This window comes from Oceanicola sp. D3 (assembly GCF_006351965.1).
In the GTDB taxonomy this organism is placed as follows: Bacteria; Pseudomonadota; Alphaproteobacteria; order Rhodobacterales; family Rhodobacteraceae; genus Vannielia.
The window spans coordinates 3593224-3610596 of record NZ_CP040932.1 but is presented as its reverse complement, the minus strand read 5'-3'; the positions used below and the strand labels follow the sequence as shown (position 1 = coordinate 3610596).

19 protein-coding genes are annotated in these 17373 nt (G+C 66.1%); 13 read left to right on the top strand and 6 right to left on the bottom strand.

Features of this window, described 5'->3' with window-relative positions:
• Positions 1-34: 34 nt before the first annotated feature.
• The 3 genes from phbB to FHY55_RS18095 all read right to left on the bottom strand — a co-directional run bounded on the left by phbB (position 35) and on the right by FHY55_RS18095 (position 3068).
• Entirely contained in the window at positions 35-757 is a 723-nt protein-coding gene (gene phbB / locus FHY55_RS18105; protein WP_140015522.1) for an acetoacetyl-CoA reductase, read from the bottom strand.
• A gap of 91 nt (positions 758-848) precedes the next feature.
• On the bottom strand, positions 849-2024 hold the full coding sequence (locus FHY55_RS18100; RefSeq protein WP_140015521.1) for an acetyl-CoA C-acetyltransferase: 1176 nt from the start codon (positions 2022-2024) through the stop codon (positions 849-851).
• Positions 2025-2225: 201 nt separating this feature from the next.
• Positions 2226-3068, bottom strand: coding sequence for an EAL domain-containing protein (locus tag FHY55_RS18095; RefSeq protein WP_140015520.1), 843 nt, complete (start codon positions 3066-3068; stop codon positions 2226-2228).
• Positions 3069-3167: 99 nt separating this feature from the next.
• Between FHY55_RS18095 and FHY55_RS18090 the strand changes: the two genes are divergently transcribed.
• A complete protein-coding gene (locus tag FHY55_RS18090) occupies positions 3168-3737 on the top strand; it encodes a DNA-3-methyladenine glycosylase I (protein ID WP_140015519.1) in 570 nt (189 codons plus the stop codon).
• Positions 3738-3828: 91 nt separating this feature from the next.
• On the opposite strand, the gene FHY55_RS18085 is transcribed toward FHY55_RS18090, so the two are convergent.
• A complete protein-coding gene (locus tag FHY55_RS18085; RefSeq protein ID WP_140015518.1) occupies positions 3829-4386 on the bottom strand; it encodes a TlpA disulfide reductase family protein in 558 nt (185 codons plus the stop codon).
• 22 nt (positions 4387-4408) lie between these two features.
• Between FHY55_RS18085 and argH the strand changes: the two genes are divergently transcribed.
• From argH to FHY55_RS18050, 7 genes are read left to right on the top strand one after another with little or no spacing between them, the layout of a single operon-like run.
• Entirely contained in the window at positions 4409-5809 is a 1401-nt protein-coding gene (gene argH, locus FHY55_RS18080) for an argininosuccinate lyase (protein WP_140015517.1), read from the top strand.
• Positions 5806-5943: a lipoprotein gene (locus FHY55_RS18075; protein WP_140015516.1), complete on the top strand. Its 138-nt coding sequence runs from the start codon at positions 5806-5808 to the stop codon at positions 5941-5943. The genes argH and FHY55_RS18075 overlap by 4 nt, the downstream gene beginning before the upstream one ends.
• Complete coding sequence (locus FHY55_RS18070) at positions 5943-6155, top strand: hypothetical protein (protein ID WP_140015515.1); 213 nt, start codon at positions 5943-5945, stop codon at positions 6153-6155. Before FHY55_RS18075 ends, FHY55_RS18070 begins: the two co-directional genes overlap by 1 nt.
• Positions 6139-6324: a hypothetical protein gene (locus FHY55_RS18065; protein WP_140015514.1), complete on the top strand. Its 186-nt coding sequence runs from the start codon at positions 6139-6141 to the stop codon at positions 6322-6324. The genes FHY55_RS18070 and FHY55_RS18065 overlap by 17 nt, the downstream gene beginning before the upstream one ends.
• Positions 6325-6368: 44 nt before the next feature.
• Positions 6369-7196 (top strand): hypothetical protein, encoded by an 828-nt coding sequence (locus tag FHY55_RS18060; protein WP_140015513.1) that lies wholly within the window; start codon positions 6369-6371, stop codon positions 7194-7196.
• A gap of 49 nt (positions 7197-7245) precedes the next feature.
• Entirely contained in the window at positions 7246-8511 is a 1266-nt protein-coding gene (gene lysA / locus FHY55_RS18055; protein ID WP_140015512.1) for a diaminopimelate decarboxylase, read from the top strand.
• Positions 8512-8558: 47 nt separating this feature from the next.
• Positions 8559-11186: a TIGR02302 family protein gene (locus tag FHY55_RS18050; RefSeq protein ID WP_140015511.1), complete on the top strand. Its 2628-nt coding sequence runs from the start codon at positions 8559-8561 to the stop codon at positions 11184-11186.
• Positions 11187-11300: 114 nt separating this feature from the next.
• Here FHY55_RS18050 and FHY55_RS18045 read toward each other — a convergent pair whose 3' ends face one another.
• Positions 11301-12203, bottom strand: a complete 903-nt coding sequence (locus tag FHY55_RS18045; RefSeq protein WP_140015510.1) for a zinc-ribbon domain-containing protein — start codon at positions 12201-12203, stop codon at positions 11301-11303.
• A gap of 171 nt (positions 12204-12374) precedes the next feature.
• Between FHY55_RS18045 and FHY55_RS18040 the strand changes: the two genes are divergently transcribed.
• From FHY55_RS18040 to FHY55_RS18025, 4 genes are read left to right on the top strand one after another with little or no spacing between them, the layout of a single operon-like run.
• Positions 12375-13052: a cell division ATP-binding protein FtsE gene (locus FHY55_RS18040; protein ID WP_140015509.1), complete on the top strand. Its 678-nt coding sequence runs from the start codon at positions 12375-12377 to the stop codon at positions 13050-13052.
• A gap of 26 nt (positions 13053-13078) precedes the next feature.
• A complete protein-coding gene (locus FHY55_RS18035) occupies positions 13079-13981 on the top strand; it encodes an ABC transporter permease (protein ID WP_140016185.1) in 903 nt (300 codons plus the stop codon).
• Entirely contained in the window at positions 13978-14733 is a 756-nt protein-coding gene (locus FHY55_RS18030) for a 1-acyl-sn-glycerol-3-phosphate acyltransferase (protein ID WP_140015508.1), read from the top strand. The genes FHY55_RS18035 and FHY55_RS18030 overlap by 4 nt, the downstream gene beginning before the upstream one ends.
• A 4-nt stretch (positions 14734-14737) precedes the next feature.
• Complete coding sequence (locus tag FHY55_RS18025; RefSeq protein WP_140015507.1) at positions 14738-15340, top strand: pyridoxamine 5'-phosphate oxidase family protein; 603 nt, start codon at positions 14738-14740, stop codon at positions 15338-15340.
• A 93-nt stretch (positions 15341-15433) separates the two neighbouring features.
• Here the strand turns inward: FHY55_RS18025 and FHY55_RS18020 are convergent, their stop codons facing one another.
• On the bottom strand, positions 15434-16396 hold the full coding sequence (locus FHY55_RS18020; RefSeq protein WP_140015506.1) for an acetyl-CoA carboxylase carboxyltransferase subunit alpha: 963 nt from the start codon (positions 16394-16396) through the stop codon (positions 15434-15436).
• A 132-nt stretch (positions 16397-16528) separates the two neighbouring features.
• On the opposite strand from FHY55_RS18020, the gene FHY55_RS18015 reads away from it, so the two are divergent.
• Positions 16529-17362 carry a GyrI-like domain-containing protein gene (locus FHY55_RS18015; RefSeq protein ID WP_140015505.1) on the top strand — a complete coding sequence of 278 codons (834 nt, stop codon included), beginning with the start codon at positions 16529-16531 and terminating at the stop codon, positions 17360-17362.
• The last annotated feature ends 11 nt before the right edge of the window (positions 17363-17373 follow it).

Genomic DNA, 17373 nt, shown 5'->3' with positions numbered 1-17373 from the left:
CATGGCCGACCCTTTGCTTGCCTTTGCGTCGGGCTCAGACGAAGAACTGCGCGCCGTTGGCCGAGATCGTGGAGCCGTTGATGAAGCCCGCATCGTCGGAGGCGAGGAAGGCCACGCAGCGGGCGATTTCCTCGGGCTCGCCAAGGCGACCGGCGGGGATTTGGCCGATGATGCTCTCGCGCACCTTCTCGGGCACGGCCATCACCATCTCTGTGGCGATGTAGCCGGGGCAGACCGCGTTGGCGGTGATCCCGGCGCGGGCGCCTTCCTGGGCCAGCGATTTGATGATGCCAAGGTCACCGGCCTTGGTGGCGGCATAGTTGACCTGGGCAAACTGGCCTTTTTGGCCGTTGATCGAGGAAATCACGATCACCCGCCCGAACTTGCGCTCACGCATGCCGGGCCAGACCGGGTGGACGGTGTTGAAGACGCCGGTGAGGTTGGTGTCGATCACATCTTTCCACTGCTCGGGCGTCATCTTGTGGAAGGGCGCATCGCGGGTGATGCCAGCGTTGGCGACCACCACGTCGATTGGGCCGAGATCGGCCTCGACCTGGGCGATACCGGCCTTGGAGGCCTCGTAATCGGCCACGTTCCACTTGTAGGTCTTGATGCCGGTGGCCTCGGTGAAGGCCTTGGCCTTCTCGTCATTGCCCGCATAGGTGGCGGCCACTTCATAGCCATCGGACTTCAGCTTTTTGGAAATGGCTTCCCCGATCCCTCGGGAACCGCCGGTGACGAGTGCAACGCGGGTCATATGATTCTCCTCCTCCGTATTGGTAATCTTGTTACGCAGTTGAAATTGGACGCGCAACTATATTGCGCGCCCTCTTCTGCGTTCTCTCGGCTCAGGGGCGTTCGAGGCACATGGCCACGCCCATGCCGCCGCCGATGCAGAGGGTGGCGAGGCCCTTCTTGGCGTCGCGGCGCTGCATTTCGAAGAGCAGGGTATTGAGCACGCGGCAGCCCGAAGCGCCGATGGGGTGACCGATGGCGATGGCGCCGCCGTTCACGTTTACGATCGAGGGATCCCAGCCCATGTCCTTGTTCACGGCGCAGGCTTGCGCGGCGAAGGCCTCGTTGGCTTCCACCAGGTCGAGGTCGGAAACCGACCAGCCCGCCTTGTCGAGGGCCTTGCGGGAGGCGTAGATCGGGCCGACGCCCATGATCGACGGGTCCAGCCCGGCGGTGGCATAGGAGGCAATGCGGGCCAGTGGCTGGATGCCACGCTTTTCGGCGTCATCGGCGCTCATCAGCAGCACGGCGGCGGCGCCATCATTGAGGCCGGAGGCGTTGGCGGCGGTGACGGAGCCCTCTTTGGTGAAGGCGGGGCGCAGCTTTTGCATGGCTTCCATGGTTGCGCCGTGGCGGATGTATTCATCCTTGTCGACCACGATGTCGCCCTTGCGGGTGCTAATGGTGTAGGCGGCGATCTCATCGTCGAACTTGCCGGCCTTTTGCGCGGCTTCGGCCTTGTTCTGGGAGGCAACGGCGAACTCATCCTGCTGGTCGCGAGTGATCTGCCACTGGTCGGCCACGTTCTCGGCGGTCTGGCCCATGTGGTAGCCGTTGAAGGCATCCCAAAGACCATCGCGGATCATCGTGTCGATATACTTCATGTCGCCCATCTTCTGGCCCTGACGCAGGGAGGCGCAGTGGGGGGACATCGACATGTTTTCCTGCCCGCCTGCGGCGACGATGGAGGCATCGCCAAGCTGGATGTGCTGGGCGCCGAGCGCCACGGCGCGCAGGCCGGAGCCGCAGACCTGGTTGATGCCCCATGCGGCGGCCTCGGTGGGCAGACCGGCATTGACATGGGCTTGTCGGGCGGGGTTTTGGCCCTGACCGGCAGTGAGCACCTGGCCGAGGATGGTTTCGGAAACCTCGCCCTTTTCGATGCCCGCACGCTCGACGATGGCCTCCAGAACGGCCTTGCCGAGATCATGGGCCGGGGTGTTGGCGAAGGAGCCGAGGAAGGAGCCCACAGGGGTCCGCGCGGCTGAGGCGATTACGACGTTGGTCATGAGACATCCTTTCCCGATGGCTGGGGCGGGGTGTCTGTGTTTGCGTGCCTGATTGACCCGACTCCACCCCGCCCGGATCCCAGCCATGGGTAGAGCTTTGGCGGGGGTGACGCAAGGGCGGCATTGCTGCGGTGCGGCAAAATGCTGCGCTGCGGCGTTGAGCCGAAGCTGAGGCGGATTGGCCTGCGCCCCGTGGCCCGCTTAGCCGGTGCGGCGCATGCCTTGGGGAAATTCCTTCCACCCCGGTGAGGTGGTGGGCGCGCCGAAGTGGTAGCCCTGCAGGCAATCCACCCCGAGCGCCGAAAGCGCGGCGGCATCTTCGGCGTTCTCGACGAATTCGGCTACGGTGAACATGTCGAAGTGGCGGGCGATGGAGACCATGGCCTGCACCAGCACGCGGTTGTCGGGGTCGTGGCTGATGCCGCGCACGAACTGCCCGTCGATCTTGAGGATATCGAAGAAGAAATCCTTGAAATAGCGGAAGGCGGTGTAGCCCGCCCCGAAATCATCCAGCGCGAAGGAGATGCCGCGGGTTTGCAGATCGAGCATGAAAACCGAGGTGATATCGGGCATGATCATGGCCGAGGCTTCGGTGATTTCGATGATCAGGCGCTCCGCCAGCGTTGGATCCATCGTGAGGCCGCGCTCCAGCGTCTGCATCCAGCGCGGATAGCCGATAGAGCGGGCCGACATGTTGATGGCCAGCCGCAGGGCGGGGGCCTGATGCAGCGCTGTAAGCCCCATTTCGAGCGCGAGACAATCGATGATTCGACCGATCTCGTTGGTTTCGCAGGCACCGATGAACTCCCGCGCGGGAATCACCCGCCCGGTGTCATCGAGCACGCGGATCAGCCCCTCGTAAAAGGCGGTTCTGCCGTGATCGAGGGTGCTGACGATGGGTTGAAAGGCGAGCATGACATCGCGCCTGTCCAGCGCGGCGCGGACCATCGACAGGATATTCTCGTCGCGCTGGCGCACCGCTGCGCCGAGCGGAGAAGTGTCATTGGCCTCGAAGATTTGCCGCCGTGGTTCTGCTCCGGCCATTGCATGCTCCGTTCTGACAGGTGCGGTCAGGATGCACCTTGTTCTCCTAAGAAATCCTGAATATTCATATTTTGTTCTAATTTTAGGGATGGGTGCGGGATGGGCGAGCGCTGCGGCTGGGTCGGGCAGGACCAGATCTACATCGACTACCACGATGAGGAGTGGGGCGTGCCGGAATATGACGGGCGGGCGCTGTATGAAAAGCTCATGCTCGACGGGTTTCAGGCCGGGCTTTCGTGGATCACCATTCTGAAAAAGCGCGATAATTTTCGCGCCACCTTCGAGGGGTTCGAGCCTGCGCGGATTGCGGAATGGGGCGAAGCCGAGGTGGCGCGCTGTCTGGCCGATCCGGGGATCGTGCGGCACCGGGGCAAGATCGAGGCGGCCATTGGCAATGCGCGGGGCTGGCTGGAGATTGAGGCGCGGGAGGGGTTTTCGGCCTACCTCTGGAATTACGTCGACGGCAAGCCGGTGCAGAATCGCTGGGCCTCGCTGGCCGAGGTGCCGGCAAAGACGGCGGTTTCGGAGGCGATCTCGAAAGACCTGAAGAAGCAGGGCTTCCGCTTTGTCGGGCCGACGATCGTTTATGCCTTCATGCAGGCGGTGGGCATGGTGAATGACCACGTGGTGGGCTGCCCGCGCCATGGCGACTGCGCCGCGCTCGGTTGACCGGGGCGCTGCGTATTTCGAGCAAGAAAATAGAGCCCAAACCGTTCATTTTCTTGCTTCAAATACTCCCCGCCGGAGGCACTGAAGTTTTTCAACCGCCCTCTGCCACCAGCGCGGCGATGATGGCGCGGGCGCTGTCGCTGTTCCATTCGGCATCGCCGGTGAGGCGGGCAACCTCCTGGCCCTCGGCGTTGAGGATGACCGTTACCGGAAGGCCCAGCACGCCCATGTTGCGGGCGAGTTTTTGGCGCGGATCGCGGTAGACCGGCAGGTCGGCAAGGCCGATTTCGGTGAGAAAGCGGGTGACGGCGCCGTCGGGGTTGCGCCCGGTGGCCACGGTGACGACGCGGGCGCCCTTGCCCTCGAAGGCTGCGCCAAGTTCGGCCAGCGCGGGCATTTCCTTGCGGCAGGGGGCACACCATGTGGCCCAGAAGTTGAGGATGATGACCTCGCCCTTCAGATCGGCGAGGGTGAGGGGGCCATCGGGGCCGTCGAACGCCTCGGTGGGCACCTCGCGGGGCGTGGCGTGCACGGCGAGCTTTTTCATGCTGCCGTCGCGCAGGGCGGCAATGTCTTGGGCGCTTGCGCTGCCCGTGTTTGCAGTGAGGCTCAGCGCCGTGTAGAGAACCGCGGCAATCAGACGTTTCATTCCCAACTCCTTCAGGCCCGTAATGACAGAGACCTCCAAGACCAGTGCCAACGCCATGTGGGGCGGGCGTTTTTCTGCCGGTGTGGACGCGATCATGGAGGCGATCAATGCCTCGATCGGGTTTGACCAACGGATGGCGCAGCAGGATATCGCGGGCAGCCGCGCCCATGCCGCCATGCTCGCGCAGGTCGGCATCATCTCGGATAGCGATGCCGAGGCGATCCGGGAAGGGCTGCTCACGGTGTTGTCAGAGATCGAAGGCGGCGCATTCGAGTTTTCCGCCGCGCTGGAGGACATTCACATGAATGTCGAGGCGCGGCTGGTGGAGCTGATCGGGGATGCGGGCAAGCGGCTGCACACCGGGCGGAGCCGGAATGATCAGGTGGCGCTCGATTTTCGGATGTGGGTGCGTGACCAGTGCGATGCGGCGGTGCCAGCGATCCGCGCGGTGCAGAAGGCGCTGCTGGCGCAGGCCGAGACCGGGGCGGATTGGGTGATGCCGGGCTACACGCATTTGCAGGTCGCCCAGCCGGTGACATGGGGCCACCACATGCTGGCCTATGTCGAGATGCTGGGGCGCGATGTGACGCGGTTTGAGGACGCGCGGGCACGGATGAACGAGTCGCCGCTGGGCGCGGCGGCGCTGGCGGGCACGAGCTTTCCGATTGATCGGGAGGCGACGGCCAAGGCGCTGGGCTTTGATCGGCCGATGGCCAACAGCCTTGATGCGGTGGCGGACCGGGACTTTGCACTGGAGTTCATGGCGGCGGCGAGCATTTGTGCGATGCATTTGAGCCGCTTGGCGGAGGAGCTGGTGATCTGGTCATCGGCGCAGTTCCGCTTCGTCACCATGTCCGACACCTGGTCCACCGGCTCCTCTATCATGCCGCAGAAGAAGAACCCCGATGCCGCCGAGCTGATCCGCGGCAAGATCGGGCGCATCCTTGGTGCCAACCTTGGCTTGTTGACGGTGATGAAGGGCTTGCCGCTGACCTATTCCAAGGACATGCAGGAAGACAAAGAGGGCGTCTTTGATGCCGCCGACACGCTGATGCTGGCGCTGGCCGCGATGGCGGGGATGGTGGAAACCATGAGCCCCAACCGCGAGAAGCTGGCCGAGGCGGCGGGCACGGGCTTTTCGACCGCGACCGACTTGGCGGACTGGTGCGTGCGGGTGCTGAACCTGCCGTTCCGTGACGCGCACCACGTGACCGGCGCTCTGGTTGCGATGGCCGAGAAACAGGGCTGCGACCTGCCAGACCTAACGCTGGAACAGATGCAATCGGTCAAGCCTGAGATCACCGAAGATGTCTTCACGGTCTTGTCGGTAGACAACTCGGTGGCCTCGCGCACATCCTATGGCGGAACGGCGCCCGATAACGTGAGGGCGCAGATTGCCCGCTGGAAGGATGCCTTGGCATGAAACCTCTCGCTGCGTTTGCCCTGCTGTTGACCCTTGCCGCTTGCGGTGTGGATGGCGATCCGGAGCCGCCAGCGGAGCCGGGCATCAGCGTGAGTGGCAAGGTGAAGGTGGGGATCACCGGGGGCAGTGGCTGATGCGGGCACTGGCGCTTCTCTGCCTCGGTGCGCTGCTGGCGGGCTGCGCCGGAGGATCGGGCGAGGGGCTAAAGGTGGCCGTGAGCTTGCCGACCAAGGTGCAGGCCGGTGTGGCCGGGTCGAGCGATGGCAAGACCCGCCCTGTGCAGCGGGTGGCCGATTGGGAGCCCTATGTGATTTATGGAGCGGATGAAGATGATCGCACGTTCTGAACGGCTCCTGTTGCTGCTGGCTGGTGCCGCGCTGCTTTCGGGGTGCGCGATGGGCGAGCCCAACGCCGACCGCCCCGAGCCCGGGGTTCATTTTCACGGGAAGGTGCAGATGGGCGTGGCCAAGGATGCCGACGGCAACATCCGCCCCGTCACGCGGATTACCGGCTGACGCTGTATTGCTGCCGCGCAGGCGGTTAGGCTGGCCCCATGCGGGTGGCCTCATTTCTCAAACAACACTGGCGTGGGGCGCTGCCGCTCTGGCTGGCTCTGGCGGGACCGGTGGCATGTTCGGCGCTGCTGCTTTGGGCGGTGAACCGGGTGCTGGCGGATTGGCCGCTGCCCGCTCTTGCGCTGGTGGATGCGCCGCTGGCGATCTGGGCTGTGGTGGGGGCGTTTCGCACGGCAGACAGGGCGTTGCGGGAGGGCGGCGGGTTTGTGGCCGGCTTTGCCGCCTATGCGGGCGCGGGCGCGGTGCTGCTGGCCGTGGGCACAACGCTGGTGGCGCGAAAGACGCCGGTGCGCAGCTTTACCTCAGAGACGGTGCCCGCCCGCCTTGCCGTGGCCCGCCTGCCGGAAGAGGCCGGGCGGCTGCGGCTGGAGGGGGAGATGACGCTGGCGCAGTTCAACGCGCTGCGTGAGCGGCTGGCGCGGGGCGGCGTGGTGGCGATCGACCTCGACAGCCCGGGCGGCAATATATTTGCGGCGCGCGGCATGGCGCGGCTGATCGAGGAGGCGGGGCTGGCGACCCATGCGCAGGTGCGGTGTTTCTCAGCCTGCACGCTGGTGTTTGCCGCCGGGGCGGCGCGGAGTGTGGGGCAGGAGGGCGCACTGGGCTTTCACCGCTACGTGCTGCTGGACAGTTCCAGCTATGGCGCGGTGCGGCATGTGGATGCAGCCGCCGAGGAGGCGAAGGACAGGGCCTTTCTGGCGCGGCGTGGCGTGGCGCGGGCCTTCCTTGAGCGGGCCTATCAGACTCCGCCCGAGACGCTCTGGCACCCCAGCCGCGCCGAGATGCGGGAAGCGGGGCTGCTGACTGATTGATCTGCCCGGCGCTGGGCAGTAGGAACGCGCGGAAACGAGCGAGGGCGCGATGGACCATTTTCTCTACCGTGACGGCGTGTTGCATGCCGAGGATGTGCCGATCTCCGAGATCGCGGCGCAGGTTGGCACGCCGTTCTACGTGTATTCCGCCGCCACGCTGACCCGGCATTACAAGCTGTTCGAAGAGGCGCTGGACGGCGTGCCGCATTGCATTTGCTTTGCGATGAAGAGCCTTGCCAATCAGGCGGTTCTGACCCTGCTGGGCAAGCTCGGGGCGGGGATGGATGTGGTGTCTGGCGGGGAATATGCCCGGGCAATTGCCGCCGGTGTGCCGGGCGACAAGATTGTGTTTTCCGGCGTCGGCAAGACCCGCGCCGAAATGGCGATGGCGCTGGAGAGCGGCATTCGCCAGTTCAACATCGAGAGCGAGCCGGAGATGGAGGCGCTGAGCGAGGTGGCCTGCGCGATGGGGGCCGAGGCGCCGGTGACGATCCGGGTGAACCCGGATGTGGATGCCAAGACCCATGAGAAAATTTCGACCGGCAAGAAGGGTGACAAGTTTGGCATCCCGATCAGCCGCGCCAAGGAGGCCTATGCCCGTGCCGCCGCGCTGCCCGGCCTGAGGGTGGTGGGGATCGACGTGCATATCGGCAGCCAGCTCACCGACCTTGCGCCCTTCGAGACCGCCTTTGAGAAGGTGGTGGAGCTGACCCATGCGTTGCGCGCGGAGGGCCACACGATTGAGCGGCTCGATCTTGGTGGCGGCCTTGGCATCCCCTACGAGCGCAACAACTCCGGCCCGCCGCTGCCGATTGAATATGGCGCGATGATCAAGCGCGTTACCGAGGGGCTGGGCGTTGAGGTGGAGATTGAGCCGGGGCGGCTGATTTCGGGCAATGCGGGTATGCTGGTGGCCGCCGTGATCTACGAGAAGGACGGGGATGGCACCGACTTTCTGATCATCGACGCGGCGATGAACGACCTGCTGCGGCCAGCGATGTATGGCGCGCACCATGACATCGTGCCGGTGATCGAGGCGGAGCCGGGGGTGGAGCAGCGCAGCTATGATATCGTCGGGCCTGTCTGCGAAAGCGGCGATACCTTTGCCAAGGCGCGTGCCTTGGCGCCGGTGAAGCCCGGTGAGCTCGTCGGGTTTCGCTCGGCGGGTGCATATGGTGCCGTAATGTCGAGCGAATACAACTCGCGGCCGCTCATTCCGGAGGTGCTGGTGAGCGGAGATAACTTTGCTGTCATACGGGAAAGACCGACCTTTGACGAAATGATTGCCCGCGATAAGGTTCCCTCATGGGTGTAGGCCATGCTGGCCGCACTTGCCGCGAATCCTGACCGCATCGGAGGGTCATGGACCCGAATGCCGCCCGCTCCCGCGCCCTGAAGCGCCTGATGAAACCCCTCCAGCTGACGCGGATGGGGATGATTACCGAACGGGCGGTGCGCAGCTTCTGGCCGGTGTGGACGCTGGTGTTTGCCGCCTTGGCCGCGCTGGCCTTTGGCGCGCATGACATGCTGCCGCCCGAAGGGGTGTGGAGTGTTGGCGGGCTCTGGATTGTGGCCGTCATCGTGGCCATCGGGCTTGGTATCCGCGCTTATACCCGCCCCACGGGCAAGGAGGTTGTTGCGCGGTTGGATGCCACGCTGCCGGGCCGCCCGATCAAGGCGCTCTCTGACAAGCAGGCGATTGGCGCGGGTGATTTTGGCTCCGAGGCGGTGTGGAACGCTCATGTGGAGCGGATGGCCGAGCGGATCGAGAGCGCCCGCGCGGTGCAGCCCGATCTTCGCCTTTCGGACCGTGACCCCTATGCGCTGCGCTACGTGGCGCTGGGCGCGCTGGTGACGGCGCTGCTGTTTGGCTCGCTTTGGCGGATCACTTCGCTGGATGATGCGGCCGGTGCAGGGCCGGGCGCGGCGCTGGCGGCCGGGCCGAGCTGGGAGGGCTGGATCGAGCCGCCTGCCTACACCGGCAAGCCCTCGCTCTATCTCAACGATATCGAACAGGCCGAGTTTACCGTGCCCGAGGGCTCGGAGGTGACGATCCGGCTTTATGGCGAGGTGGGTGCGCTGGATGTGCGCGAAACGGTGTCCGGCATGGCACCTGCCGCTCCGGCCGAAGAGGCCTCTGCCGATGAGGCCATCCCCGAGGCCACGCCCGCTGCGGACGATGGGGTGCGCAGCTTTGCCATCAACGGCTCTGGCGAGATCGAGATTGGCGGCTCCGGCGGGCGGCAGTGGACGGTGCTGATTTCGCCTGACACGGCGCCCCGGGTGGAGCTTGTTGGCGAGGTCGACAAATCGGCGATGGGCGAGCTGCAGCAGCGGTTCCGGGCCGAGGATGACTATGGCGTTATTGCCGGGTCTGCCCGGATCACGCTGGACGAGGGCGCGCTGGATCGCCGCTATGGCCTTGTGGCCGAGCCGGAGCCGCGCGAGCCGGTGGTGCTTGATCTGCCGATGACGATTTCGGGCAACCGTGCGAGCTTTGAGGAAACCCTGATTGACGACCTGTCAAAACACGCATGGGCCAACCTGCCCGTGGTGATGCAGATGTCGGTGGAAGACGCCAACGGCCAGCAGGGGCGCAGCGAGGCGCGCGCCATGGTGCTGCCCGGGCGGCGCTTCTTTGACCCGGCGGCCTCGGCGCTGATCGAGCTTCGCCGCGATCTGCTTTGGAGCCGGGAGAACGCGGCCCGCACCGCCCAGATCCTGCGCACGATCACGTGGAAGCCCGCCTCTGCCATCGCCCAACCGCGCACCTATTTGCAGGTGCGGATGGTGTTGAAGCGGCTGGAGGCGGCGGGCGAGACGCTGCCCGAGGCCACCCGCGACGAGCTGGCCGAGGCGCTCTGGGAGATTGCGGTGCGCATCGAGGAGGGCACGCTCTCCAACGCGCTGGAACGGCTACGGCAGGCGCAGGAGCGGCTGAACGAAGCCATCCGCAACGGCGCGAGCGACGAAGAGATTGCCCAGCTGATGGAAGAGATGCGGCAGGCGATGCAAGACTACATGCGCCAGCTTGCCCAGCAGCAACAGCAGAACCCCGGTGAGCAACAGCCCGGCCAGCAGGGCGAGACGATGGAGCTCTCCCAGCAAGACCTGCAGGACATGCTCGACAAGCTCGAGGAGCTGATGCAGCAGGGCCGCACTGCCGAGGCGCAGGAGCTGCTCAACCAGCTGATGGAAATGATGCAGAACATGCAGGTCACCCAGGGCCAGGGCGGGCAGGGGCAGCAGAGCCCCGGCGAGGAAGCCATGGAGGGGCTGGCCGAAACCCTGCGTGACCAGCAGGGCCTGAGCGACGAGGCCTTCCGCGACTTGCAGGAGCAGTTCAACCCCAATGCCCAGCAGGGCGAGAGCGGGCAGAACGAGGGCCGCAATGGCAACCAGGGCCAGGGCGAGAGCCATGAGCAGGGCCAGAACCAGCAGGGCCAGGGCGACAACCCTGATGGCCGCCCCGGCGAGGGTGGCGAGCCGGACGAGCGCAGCCTTGCGCAGCGCCAGCGCGAGCTGCGCCGCGAGCTGGAGCGCCAGCGCGGGCAGCTGCCGGGCGCGGGCACCGAGCAGGGCGACGCCGCCCGCCGCTCGCTCGACGAGGCGGGCCGGGCGATGGACCGGGCCGAGGAGAGCTTGCGGCAGGGCGACATGGCCGAGGCCATCGACAACCAGTCACAGGCGATCGAGCGGCTGCGCGAAGGCATGCGCAACCTCGGCGAAGCCATGGCCGAAGAGCGCCGCCAGCAGCAGGGCGGGCAGGGTGAAAACGTGGGCCGGGCCGACCCGAACAACCGCCGAGATCCGCTGGGTCGTGACCGGGGTTCCACCGGCCCGCTGGGCACCGAGGAGCACATGTTGCAGGGCGATGATGTGTATCGCCGGGCCCGCGACCTGCTGGACGAAATCCGCCGCCGCTCTTCCGAGCAGGGACGCCCGGATGTGGAGCTGGAATACCTCAAGCGGCTGCTGGAGCGGTTCTGATAACGGGCGTTGGCCTCCGCCTGCAATCAGCCACCAGCCAACTGGCGGCGAGCCCGTGCAAGGCCTGCCGCCAAGGCGCGTTGTTTCGCATTTGACCTGAAGTGAAGCGGGTGCTTACTCGCTGCTGGCGCCGCGCAGCGTGTTGTCGAGCCAGCGACGGCCGTCGTTTACGGCGGCAACATAGCTGGTGAGCGGGCCTTCCACCGCGGGCACAGCCGCCGCGATGCGCGGGCTCTGCGTGTAGATCAGGGTGGCCGCGAGGGCGAGGACGGCCACGAGGCCGAAACCGATCCGGAAACCGCGCTTGGCCTTGCGCTTCTCGGCTTCATCGGCGGCGCCCGCTTCTTCGGCGGCGCGGCTCGGGTCGGCGCTGGCGCGCAGGGTGGAATTGATCTGCTCGATATCGGGCAGCATTTCCTTGCGCTGAACCGCGCGGCCCGACAGGGCGGCGACGGCGACCACCGGGTTTTCACCACGGATCTTTGCCTTGTGGGTTTCGCTGGCAACCTGCCGCTCTTCCGGCTTTGGCGCAGGGGCCGGCTCGGGTGCGGGCTGCGGTGCGGCCTGTTCCGGCTCGGCGGGTGCGGGGGCCTCGGCGGCGGGCGCAGGCGCGGGTGCCGGCTCGGGCACAGGGATTGGTTCGGGCTGGGCTGGGGGCTGCGGTTGTTGGGCGCTTTCGGCAGCGCGGGCGGCCTTTTCGCGTTCGGCCTCCTCGCGGAGCACGTCCATGACGGCGGTGTCGAGGGCGCGGCGGCCGGTGCGCTGCTCGGGCGCGCCGCTCGCTGCAGCCTCGCGACTGGCCTGATCCGGCCCGCCGGTGGCGATCTTGGTGGTTTCGCGCTTGGGGCCGGGCTGGCTGGCGATGCGGGTGGCCAGGCTTGGCGCTTCGCCGCTGCCTTCGGGCTTTTGAAACCAGCCATGCCCACAGCTGGAGCATTGCACATCACGGCCTGCCTCTGGAATGGCGCCGTCGTCCACGTTGTATTGCGCCCCGCAATTCGGGCATACCAGCCGCATAGTCGCCCCCTCGATTTCAACCCGTTTCGGTTGCTTGCCCCAGTTTATTGATGCGCAAACTATCACTCAAACAGCGGGAAGCAAAGAAATAGCGCTGGCCCCCGGCGGGCGGCAATTGCATGTGAGGCCCCACTGCGGCAAAAGGAGCCGCAGGACTGGCGGGGGTAGTGCGTGATCGAGCTGGAGAATGTGGCCTACAGCTACGGCGGGGGCGAGTTGCTGAGTGACATTTCGCTCCGCCTTGCACCCGGCTCTTTCCATTTTCTGACCGGGCCTTCGGGCGCGGGCAAGAGCACCCTTTTGAAGCTGTGCTATCTGGAGCTGGCCCCCACGGCGGGCCGGGTGCAGCTGTTTGAGCGGCCCTCGGAGGGCTTCAGCCGCGATGAGGTGGCCCGCGCGCGCCAGCGCATTGGTGTGGTGCATCAGGATTGCCAGTTTCTCGATCACCTGCCGCTGGCCGAAAACATCGCGCTGCCGCTCACCGTGGCGGGCCGGAACGTGGAGGCGGAGCGCGGAAATGTGGATGAGCTGCTGCGCTGGGTCGGGCTGGAGGCCCATGCCGATGCCCTGCCGCCCTCGCTTTCGGGCGGCGAGCGGCAGAGGGCGGCGCTGGCGCGGGCGGTGGTGATGTCTCCCGATATCGTGCTGGCCGATGAACCGACGGGTAATGTGGACTGGGAGATGGGGCAGCGCTTGCTCCAGCTGCTGGTGGAGTTGAACAAGATGGGAAAGACCATCCTCGTCGCCACCCATGACCTGAACCTGATCCGCACTGCCAAGAGCAAGGTGGCCGCGCGGGTGCTGCGCATTTCCAAGCGCCGTTTGCAATTGGCCGGGGCCGACCTGTGAGCCGGGCCGGGGCCATCGTTGCCGAGATGCGGCAGAGGCTGGGCAGGGCACTGGCGCTGTTGCAGGGCGACGGGCAGGCTGACCGGGTGGTGCCGCCGACCGGCTTTACGGCCAACCTCACCCTTTTCACTGCGGGCGCGATGGCCTTTTTGGCTGTCTTCGCGCTTGCCCTCTCGCTCGCCACGGGCCGGGTGGCCGACCGTTGGAGCGAGGAGCTGGCACGCTCGGCCACGCTGCGCATCTCCGCCCCCGCCGACCAACGCGCGGCCCAGACCGCAAGGGCGTTGGAGGTGCTGGAGAGCACGCCGGGCATCAGCTCGGCCCGGGCGCTGGATGACGAGGAGCAGAAGGCGCTGCTGGCACCTTGGCTCGGCGTTGACCTGCCGCTGGAAAACCTTCCGGTGCCGGTGCTGATCGAGGTGGTCGAGGGCAGTGGGCTGGATGTGGAGGGGTTGAAGCAACGGCTCGCGGGCGAGGTGCCCGGCGCTGTGTATGACGATCACTCGCGCTGGCGCGCCCCGCTCATCCGCGCGGCCTCGCGGCTGCGGTTGATGGGGCTGGTGGCGCTGGGGCTCATTGCCGCCTCGATGGCCGCGATGATCACCCTTGCGGCGGGCTCCGCGCTGGCCGCCAATGCCCGGGTTATCGCCACGCTGCGGCTGGTGGGCGCGCGGGATGTATACATTGCCCGCGCCTTCGTGCGGCGCTTCACCCAGCGGGCGCTGCTGGGCGCGGCGGTGGGCACCTCGCTGGCGATGCTGGCCATCGCCCTGATGCCACGGGCCGAAACCACTGGCGGCTTTCTCACCGGGCTTGGCTTTACCGGGGTGGGCTGGCTCTTGCCGCTGCTGGTGCCGCTCCTGGCCGCCGCCGTGGCCTTCTGGGCCACCCGCGCCGCCGCATTCCGCAGCCTGAGGCAAGTGACATGAGCTATGCAATCCAATGGCTGCGCAGCCTGTTCTTCGTTGGGCAGATGTACCTGGCGATGTTCATTCTGGCGCTGTTCTTCACCCCGTGGATGCTGTTTGACCGGCGCGGGGCCTATGCCGGGGTGCACACATACTGCCGCTGGGTCCGCTGGACGGCCTCCTGGATGGTGGGGCTGAAAACCGAGGTACGGGGCGAGGTGCCGAGCGAAGAGGTGCTGGTGGCCTCAAAGCACCAGAGCTTTCTGGACATCATCATTCTGGTTTCGGTGCTGCCGCGCCCGAAGTTCATCATGAAGAAAGAGCTGATGTGGGCGCCGATCCTTGGGCAATACGCGCTGCGGATCGGCTGTGTGCCGGTGGACCGGGGCAAGCGGGCGCAGGCGATTCAGAAGATGATCTCTGACGTGGCCTCGGGCGCGGCGCTGCCGGGGCAGCTGGTGATCTATCCGCAGGGCACCCGCGTCGCCCCCGGGGTCGATCTGCCGTACAAGGTGGGCAGTGCCGTGCTCTACCGCGAGTTGGGTCAGCCCTGCGTGCCGGCGGCGACCAATGTGGGCGTGTTCTGGCCGCGCAAGGGCATCTATCGCAAACCGGGGCTCGCGGTGATCGAATTTCTGCCGCCGATCCCGCCGGGGATGGAGGCCAAGGCCTTCATGGCGCGGCTTGAGGAGGTGGTGGAAGCCCGCTCCGACCAGTTGATGGCCGAGGCCGGCTTTCCGGTGGCGACAAAGGACATTCCGCTGGGGGAGTAGGGCGATGCAGGTGATCGAGAGCATCGAGGCGCTGGAAGGGCTTTATGGCGAGCCGGTGAAGGCCTCGCTGACCAAGGTGGCACGGCAGATCACCCCGCTTTATCGCCAATGGATCGGGGCCTCGCGGTTTTGCGTGCTCTCGACGGTTGGCCCCGAAGGCACCGACGGCACGCCCCGGGGCGATGACGGGCCGGTGGTGATGGAGCTTGACCCGCACCGGCTCGCGCTGCCCGACTGGCGCGGCAACAACCGGATCGACAGCTTGCGCAACATCGTCCGCGACGGGCGGGTGAGCCTTATGTTCATGGTGCCCGGCGCGGCCAATGTGGTGCGGGTGAACGGGCGGGCGGTTGTGGCCGTGGACGAGGCGCTGCTGGCACGGTTCGAGAAGGGCGGCAAGCAGCCGCGCTCGGTGGTGGTGGTGACGGTGGAAGAGGTTTACTTCCAATGCGCCAAGGCAATCATGCGCTCGGGCCTGTGGCGCGGCGAGGACGAGAGCGACAAGGTGCCCAGCGCAGGCCGGATGATCCGCGAGGCGGATACAGACTTTGACGCCGAGAGCTACGACGACGGCTATGCGGAATATGCCAAGCCGCGCATGTGGTGAGGCGCGGGGCAGCTCTTCAAGGCGCTTCGGCCTTTCATCGCAGCTGCGAGGAGCCCGCCAAGGGGCGATGAGCCGCTGCGGAGGCTGGCGGCCTTAAGCGGCCAGCCCCTTGCTTCCCATCTTCAGGAATTTCTCGCGGCGGTCCTTGCGCAGCGCCTTGCGGTCTTTGCCGTCAAGCTTGCCCAGCACCGTCTGGATCGCGGCGCCAACGCGGGCGATTGTTTCTTCCCGGTGGCGTTGCGCGCCGCCCAGCGGCTCTTTCACGATGTGATCGCAGATGCCCAGCTCGGAGAGGTTTTGCGCCGTCAGCCGCAGCGCCTCGGCGGCTTCGCGCATCTTCTCGGCGTCTTTCCAGAGGATCGAGGCGCAGCCCTCGGGCGAGATCACCGAGTAGATCGAATGTTCCAGCATGATCAGGCGGTTGGAGGAGGCAAAGGCCACCGCGCCGCCAGAGCCGCCCTCACCGATCACTACGCTCACCATCGGCACGCCGAGGCTGAGGCATTTTTCGGTAGACCGGGCGATGGCCTCGGATTGGCCGCGCTCTTCGGCGCCCTTGCCGGGGTAGGCGCCGGGGGTGTCGACCAGCGTGACCACGGGCAGGTTGAAACGGTCTGCTAGATCCATCAGGCGGATCGCCTTGCGGTAGCCCTCGGGGCGGGCCATGCCGAAGTTGCGCTCGATCCGGGTTTTGGTGTCATGGCCCTTTTCGTGGCCGATCACCACCACCGGACGGCCCTCAAGCCGGGCCATGCCGCCCATGACGGCATGATCGTCGGCAAAGTTCCGGTCGCCGGCGAGCGGGGTGTATTCGGTGAAGAGGGCTTCGATGTAATCCTTGCAGTGCGGCCTGTCGGGGTGGCGCGCGACCTGGCATTTGCGCCAGGCGGAGAGGTCGCCGTAGAGGTCGGAGAGCAGGGTGGCGGCCTTGGCGTCCAGCCCCTTGGCCTCATCCTCGACCTTCATCTCGGGGTTGGCGCGCGCCATCGCACGCAGCTCTTCGGCCTTGCCTTCGATCTCGGCAAGCGGTTTTTCGAATTCCAGGTAGTTGGTCATCTATCCTCGCAGAATGGCCTCTCGGAGTGGCTGCCCCCCTCATATGGCGCAGCGTGCCGGGGCTTGCAACAAAGCAAGATTTGTCGTCTGCCGCGATGCTAGGCGAAGGGGCGTTGGCCGCGAGGGATTGCGATGGATTATCGAAAGCGGATGGATCGGGTGGAACGCCATATCCTGACCCATCTGGACGAGGATCTGAGCCTCGATGCGTTGGCCGATGTGGCGGCTTTCTCGCGGTTTCATTTTCACCGCGTCTACACCCGGATGATGGGTGAGACGGTGGCCGAGACGGTGCGGCGCACCCGGCTGAACCGCGCCGCGGTGATGCTGGCAACTACCGGGCAGGAGCTGAGTGAGGTGGCCGCGATGTGCGGCTATCCGAACCCGCAGAGCTTTGCCCGTGCCTATCGCACCGCTTTTGGCGAAACGCCCTCACAAACCCGCACGCGCCGCGCAACGCCGGTTCTGTTATTGCCTGACAAACAAGGAGAAATTCCGATGTATGATGTTGAAATTCGCAAGGAGCCGGGGTTTCGGGGGGCTGCGATTGCCCATTCGGGGGCCTATCAGCAGATCGGCGGGGCCTATGACAGGCTGATTACGCGCTGCCTTGATGCCGGGCTGAAGGGCAAGCTGGGGCTGCTGGTGGCCTATTTCTGGGATGATCCCACGGCGGTTCCGGTGGAAAAGCTGCGCTCTCATGCCGGGGTGATCCTGCCCGAGGGGGTGCCCCTGCCAGAGGGGCTGGACCCGGTGGAGGTGACACCCTGCGAGGTGCTGGTGGTGACCCATAAGGGCCCCTACACCGGGCTGCCCGAGGCTTGGGGCTTCATGTATGGCAAGGCCCTGCCCGAAAGCGGGCGGGCGCCCTCGGAGGTGGAGCCGCCGTTTGAGCGTTACCTCAACAACGCGATGGACACAGCGCCGGAAGAGCTGCTGACCGAGGTGGTGATGCCGCTGGCCTGAGGCGGATGGCG

Bases quoted from the DNA above. Each gene is read 5' to 3' on its own strand.
- FHY55_RS18015 (WP_140015505.1), top strand. From the start codon at position 16,529: ATGGATTATCGAAAGCGGATGGATCGGGTGGAACGCCATATCCTGACC.
- FHY55_RS18085 (WP_140015518.1), bottom strand. From the start codon at position 4,386: ATGAAACGTCTGATTGCCGCGGTTCTCTACACGGCGCTGAGCCTCACT.
- FHY55_RS18045 (WP_140015510.1), bottom strand. From the start codon at position 12,203: ATGCGGCTGGTATGCCCGAATTGCGGGGCGCAATACAACGTGGACGAC.
- FHY55_RS18050 (WP_140015511.1), top strand. From the start codon at position 8,559: ATGGACCCGAATGCCGCCCGCTCCCGCGCCCTGAAGCGCCTGATGAAA.
- argH (WP_140015517.1), top strand. From the start codon at position 4,409: ATGACAGAGACCTCCAAGACCAGTGCCAACGCCATGTGGGGCGGGCGT.
- FHY55_RS18065 (WP_140015514.1), top strand. From the start codon at position 6,139: ATGATCGCACGTTCTGAACGGCTCCTGTTGCTGCTGGCTGGTGCCGCG.
- FHY55_RS18100 (WP_140015521.1), bottom strand. From the start codon at position 2,024: ATGACCAACGTCGTAATCGCCTCAGCCGCGCGGACCCCTGTGGGCTCC.
- FHY55_RS18090 (WP_140015519.1), top strand. From the start codon at position 3,168: ATGGGCGAGCGCTGCGGCTGGGTCGGGCAGGACCAGATCTACATCGAC.
- FHY55_RS18075 (WP_140015516.1), top strand. From the start codon at position 5,806: ATGAAACCTCTCGCTGCGTTTGCCCTGCTGTTGACCCTTGCCGCTTGC.
- FHY55_RS18070 (WP_140015515.1), top strand. From the start codon at position 5,943: ATGCGGGCACTGGCGCTTCTCTGCCTCGGTGCGCTGCTGGCGGGCTGC.
- FHY55_RS18035 (WP_140016185.1), top strand. From the start codon at position 13,079: ATGCGGCAGAGGCTGGGCAGGGCACTGGCGCTGTTGCAGGGCGACGGG.
- phbB (WP_140015522.1), bottom strand. From the start codon at position 757: ATGACCCGCGTTGCACTCGTCACCGGCGGTTCCCGAGGGATCGGGGAA.
- FHY55_RS18020 (WP_140015506.1), bottom strand. From the start codon at position 16,396: ATGACCAACTACCTGGAATTCGAAAAACCGCTTGCCGAGATCGAAGGC.
- FHY55_RS18030 (WP_140015508.1), top strand. From the start codon at position 13,978: ATGAGCTATGCAATCCAATGGCTGCGCAGCCTGTTCTTCGTTGGGCAG.
- FHY55_RS18095 (WP_140015520.1), bottom strand. From the start codon at position 3,068: ATGGCCGGAGCAGAACCACGGCGGCAAATCTTCGAGGCCAATGACACT.
- FHY55_RS18025 (WP_140015507.1), top strand. From the start codon at position 14,738: ATGCAGGTGATCGAGAGCATCGAGGCGCTGGAAGGGCTTTATGGCGAG.
- lysA (WP_140015512.1), top strand. From the start codon at position 7,246: ATGGACCATTTTCTCTACCGTGACGGCGTGTTGCATGCCGAGGATGTG.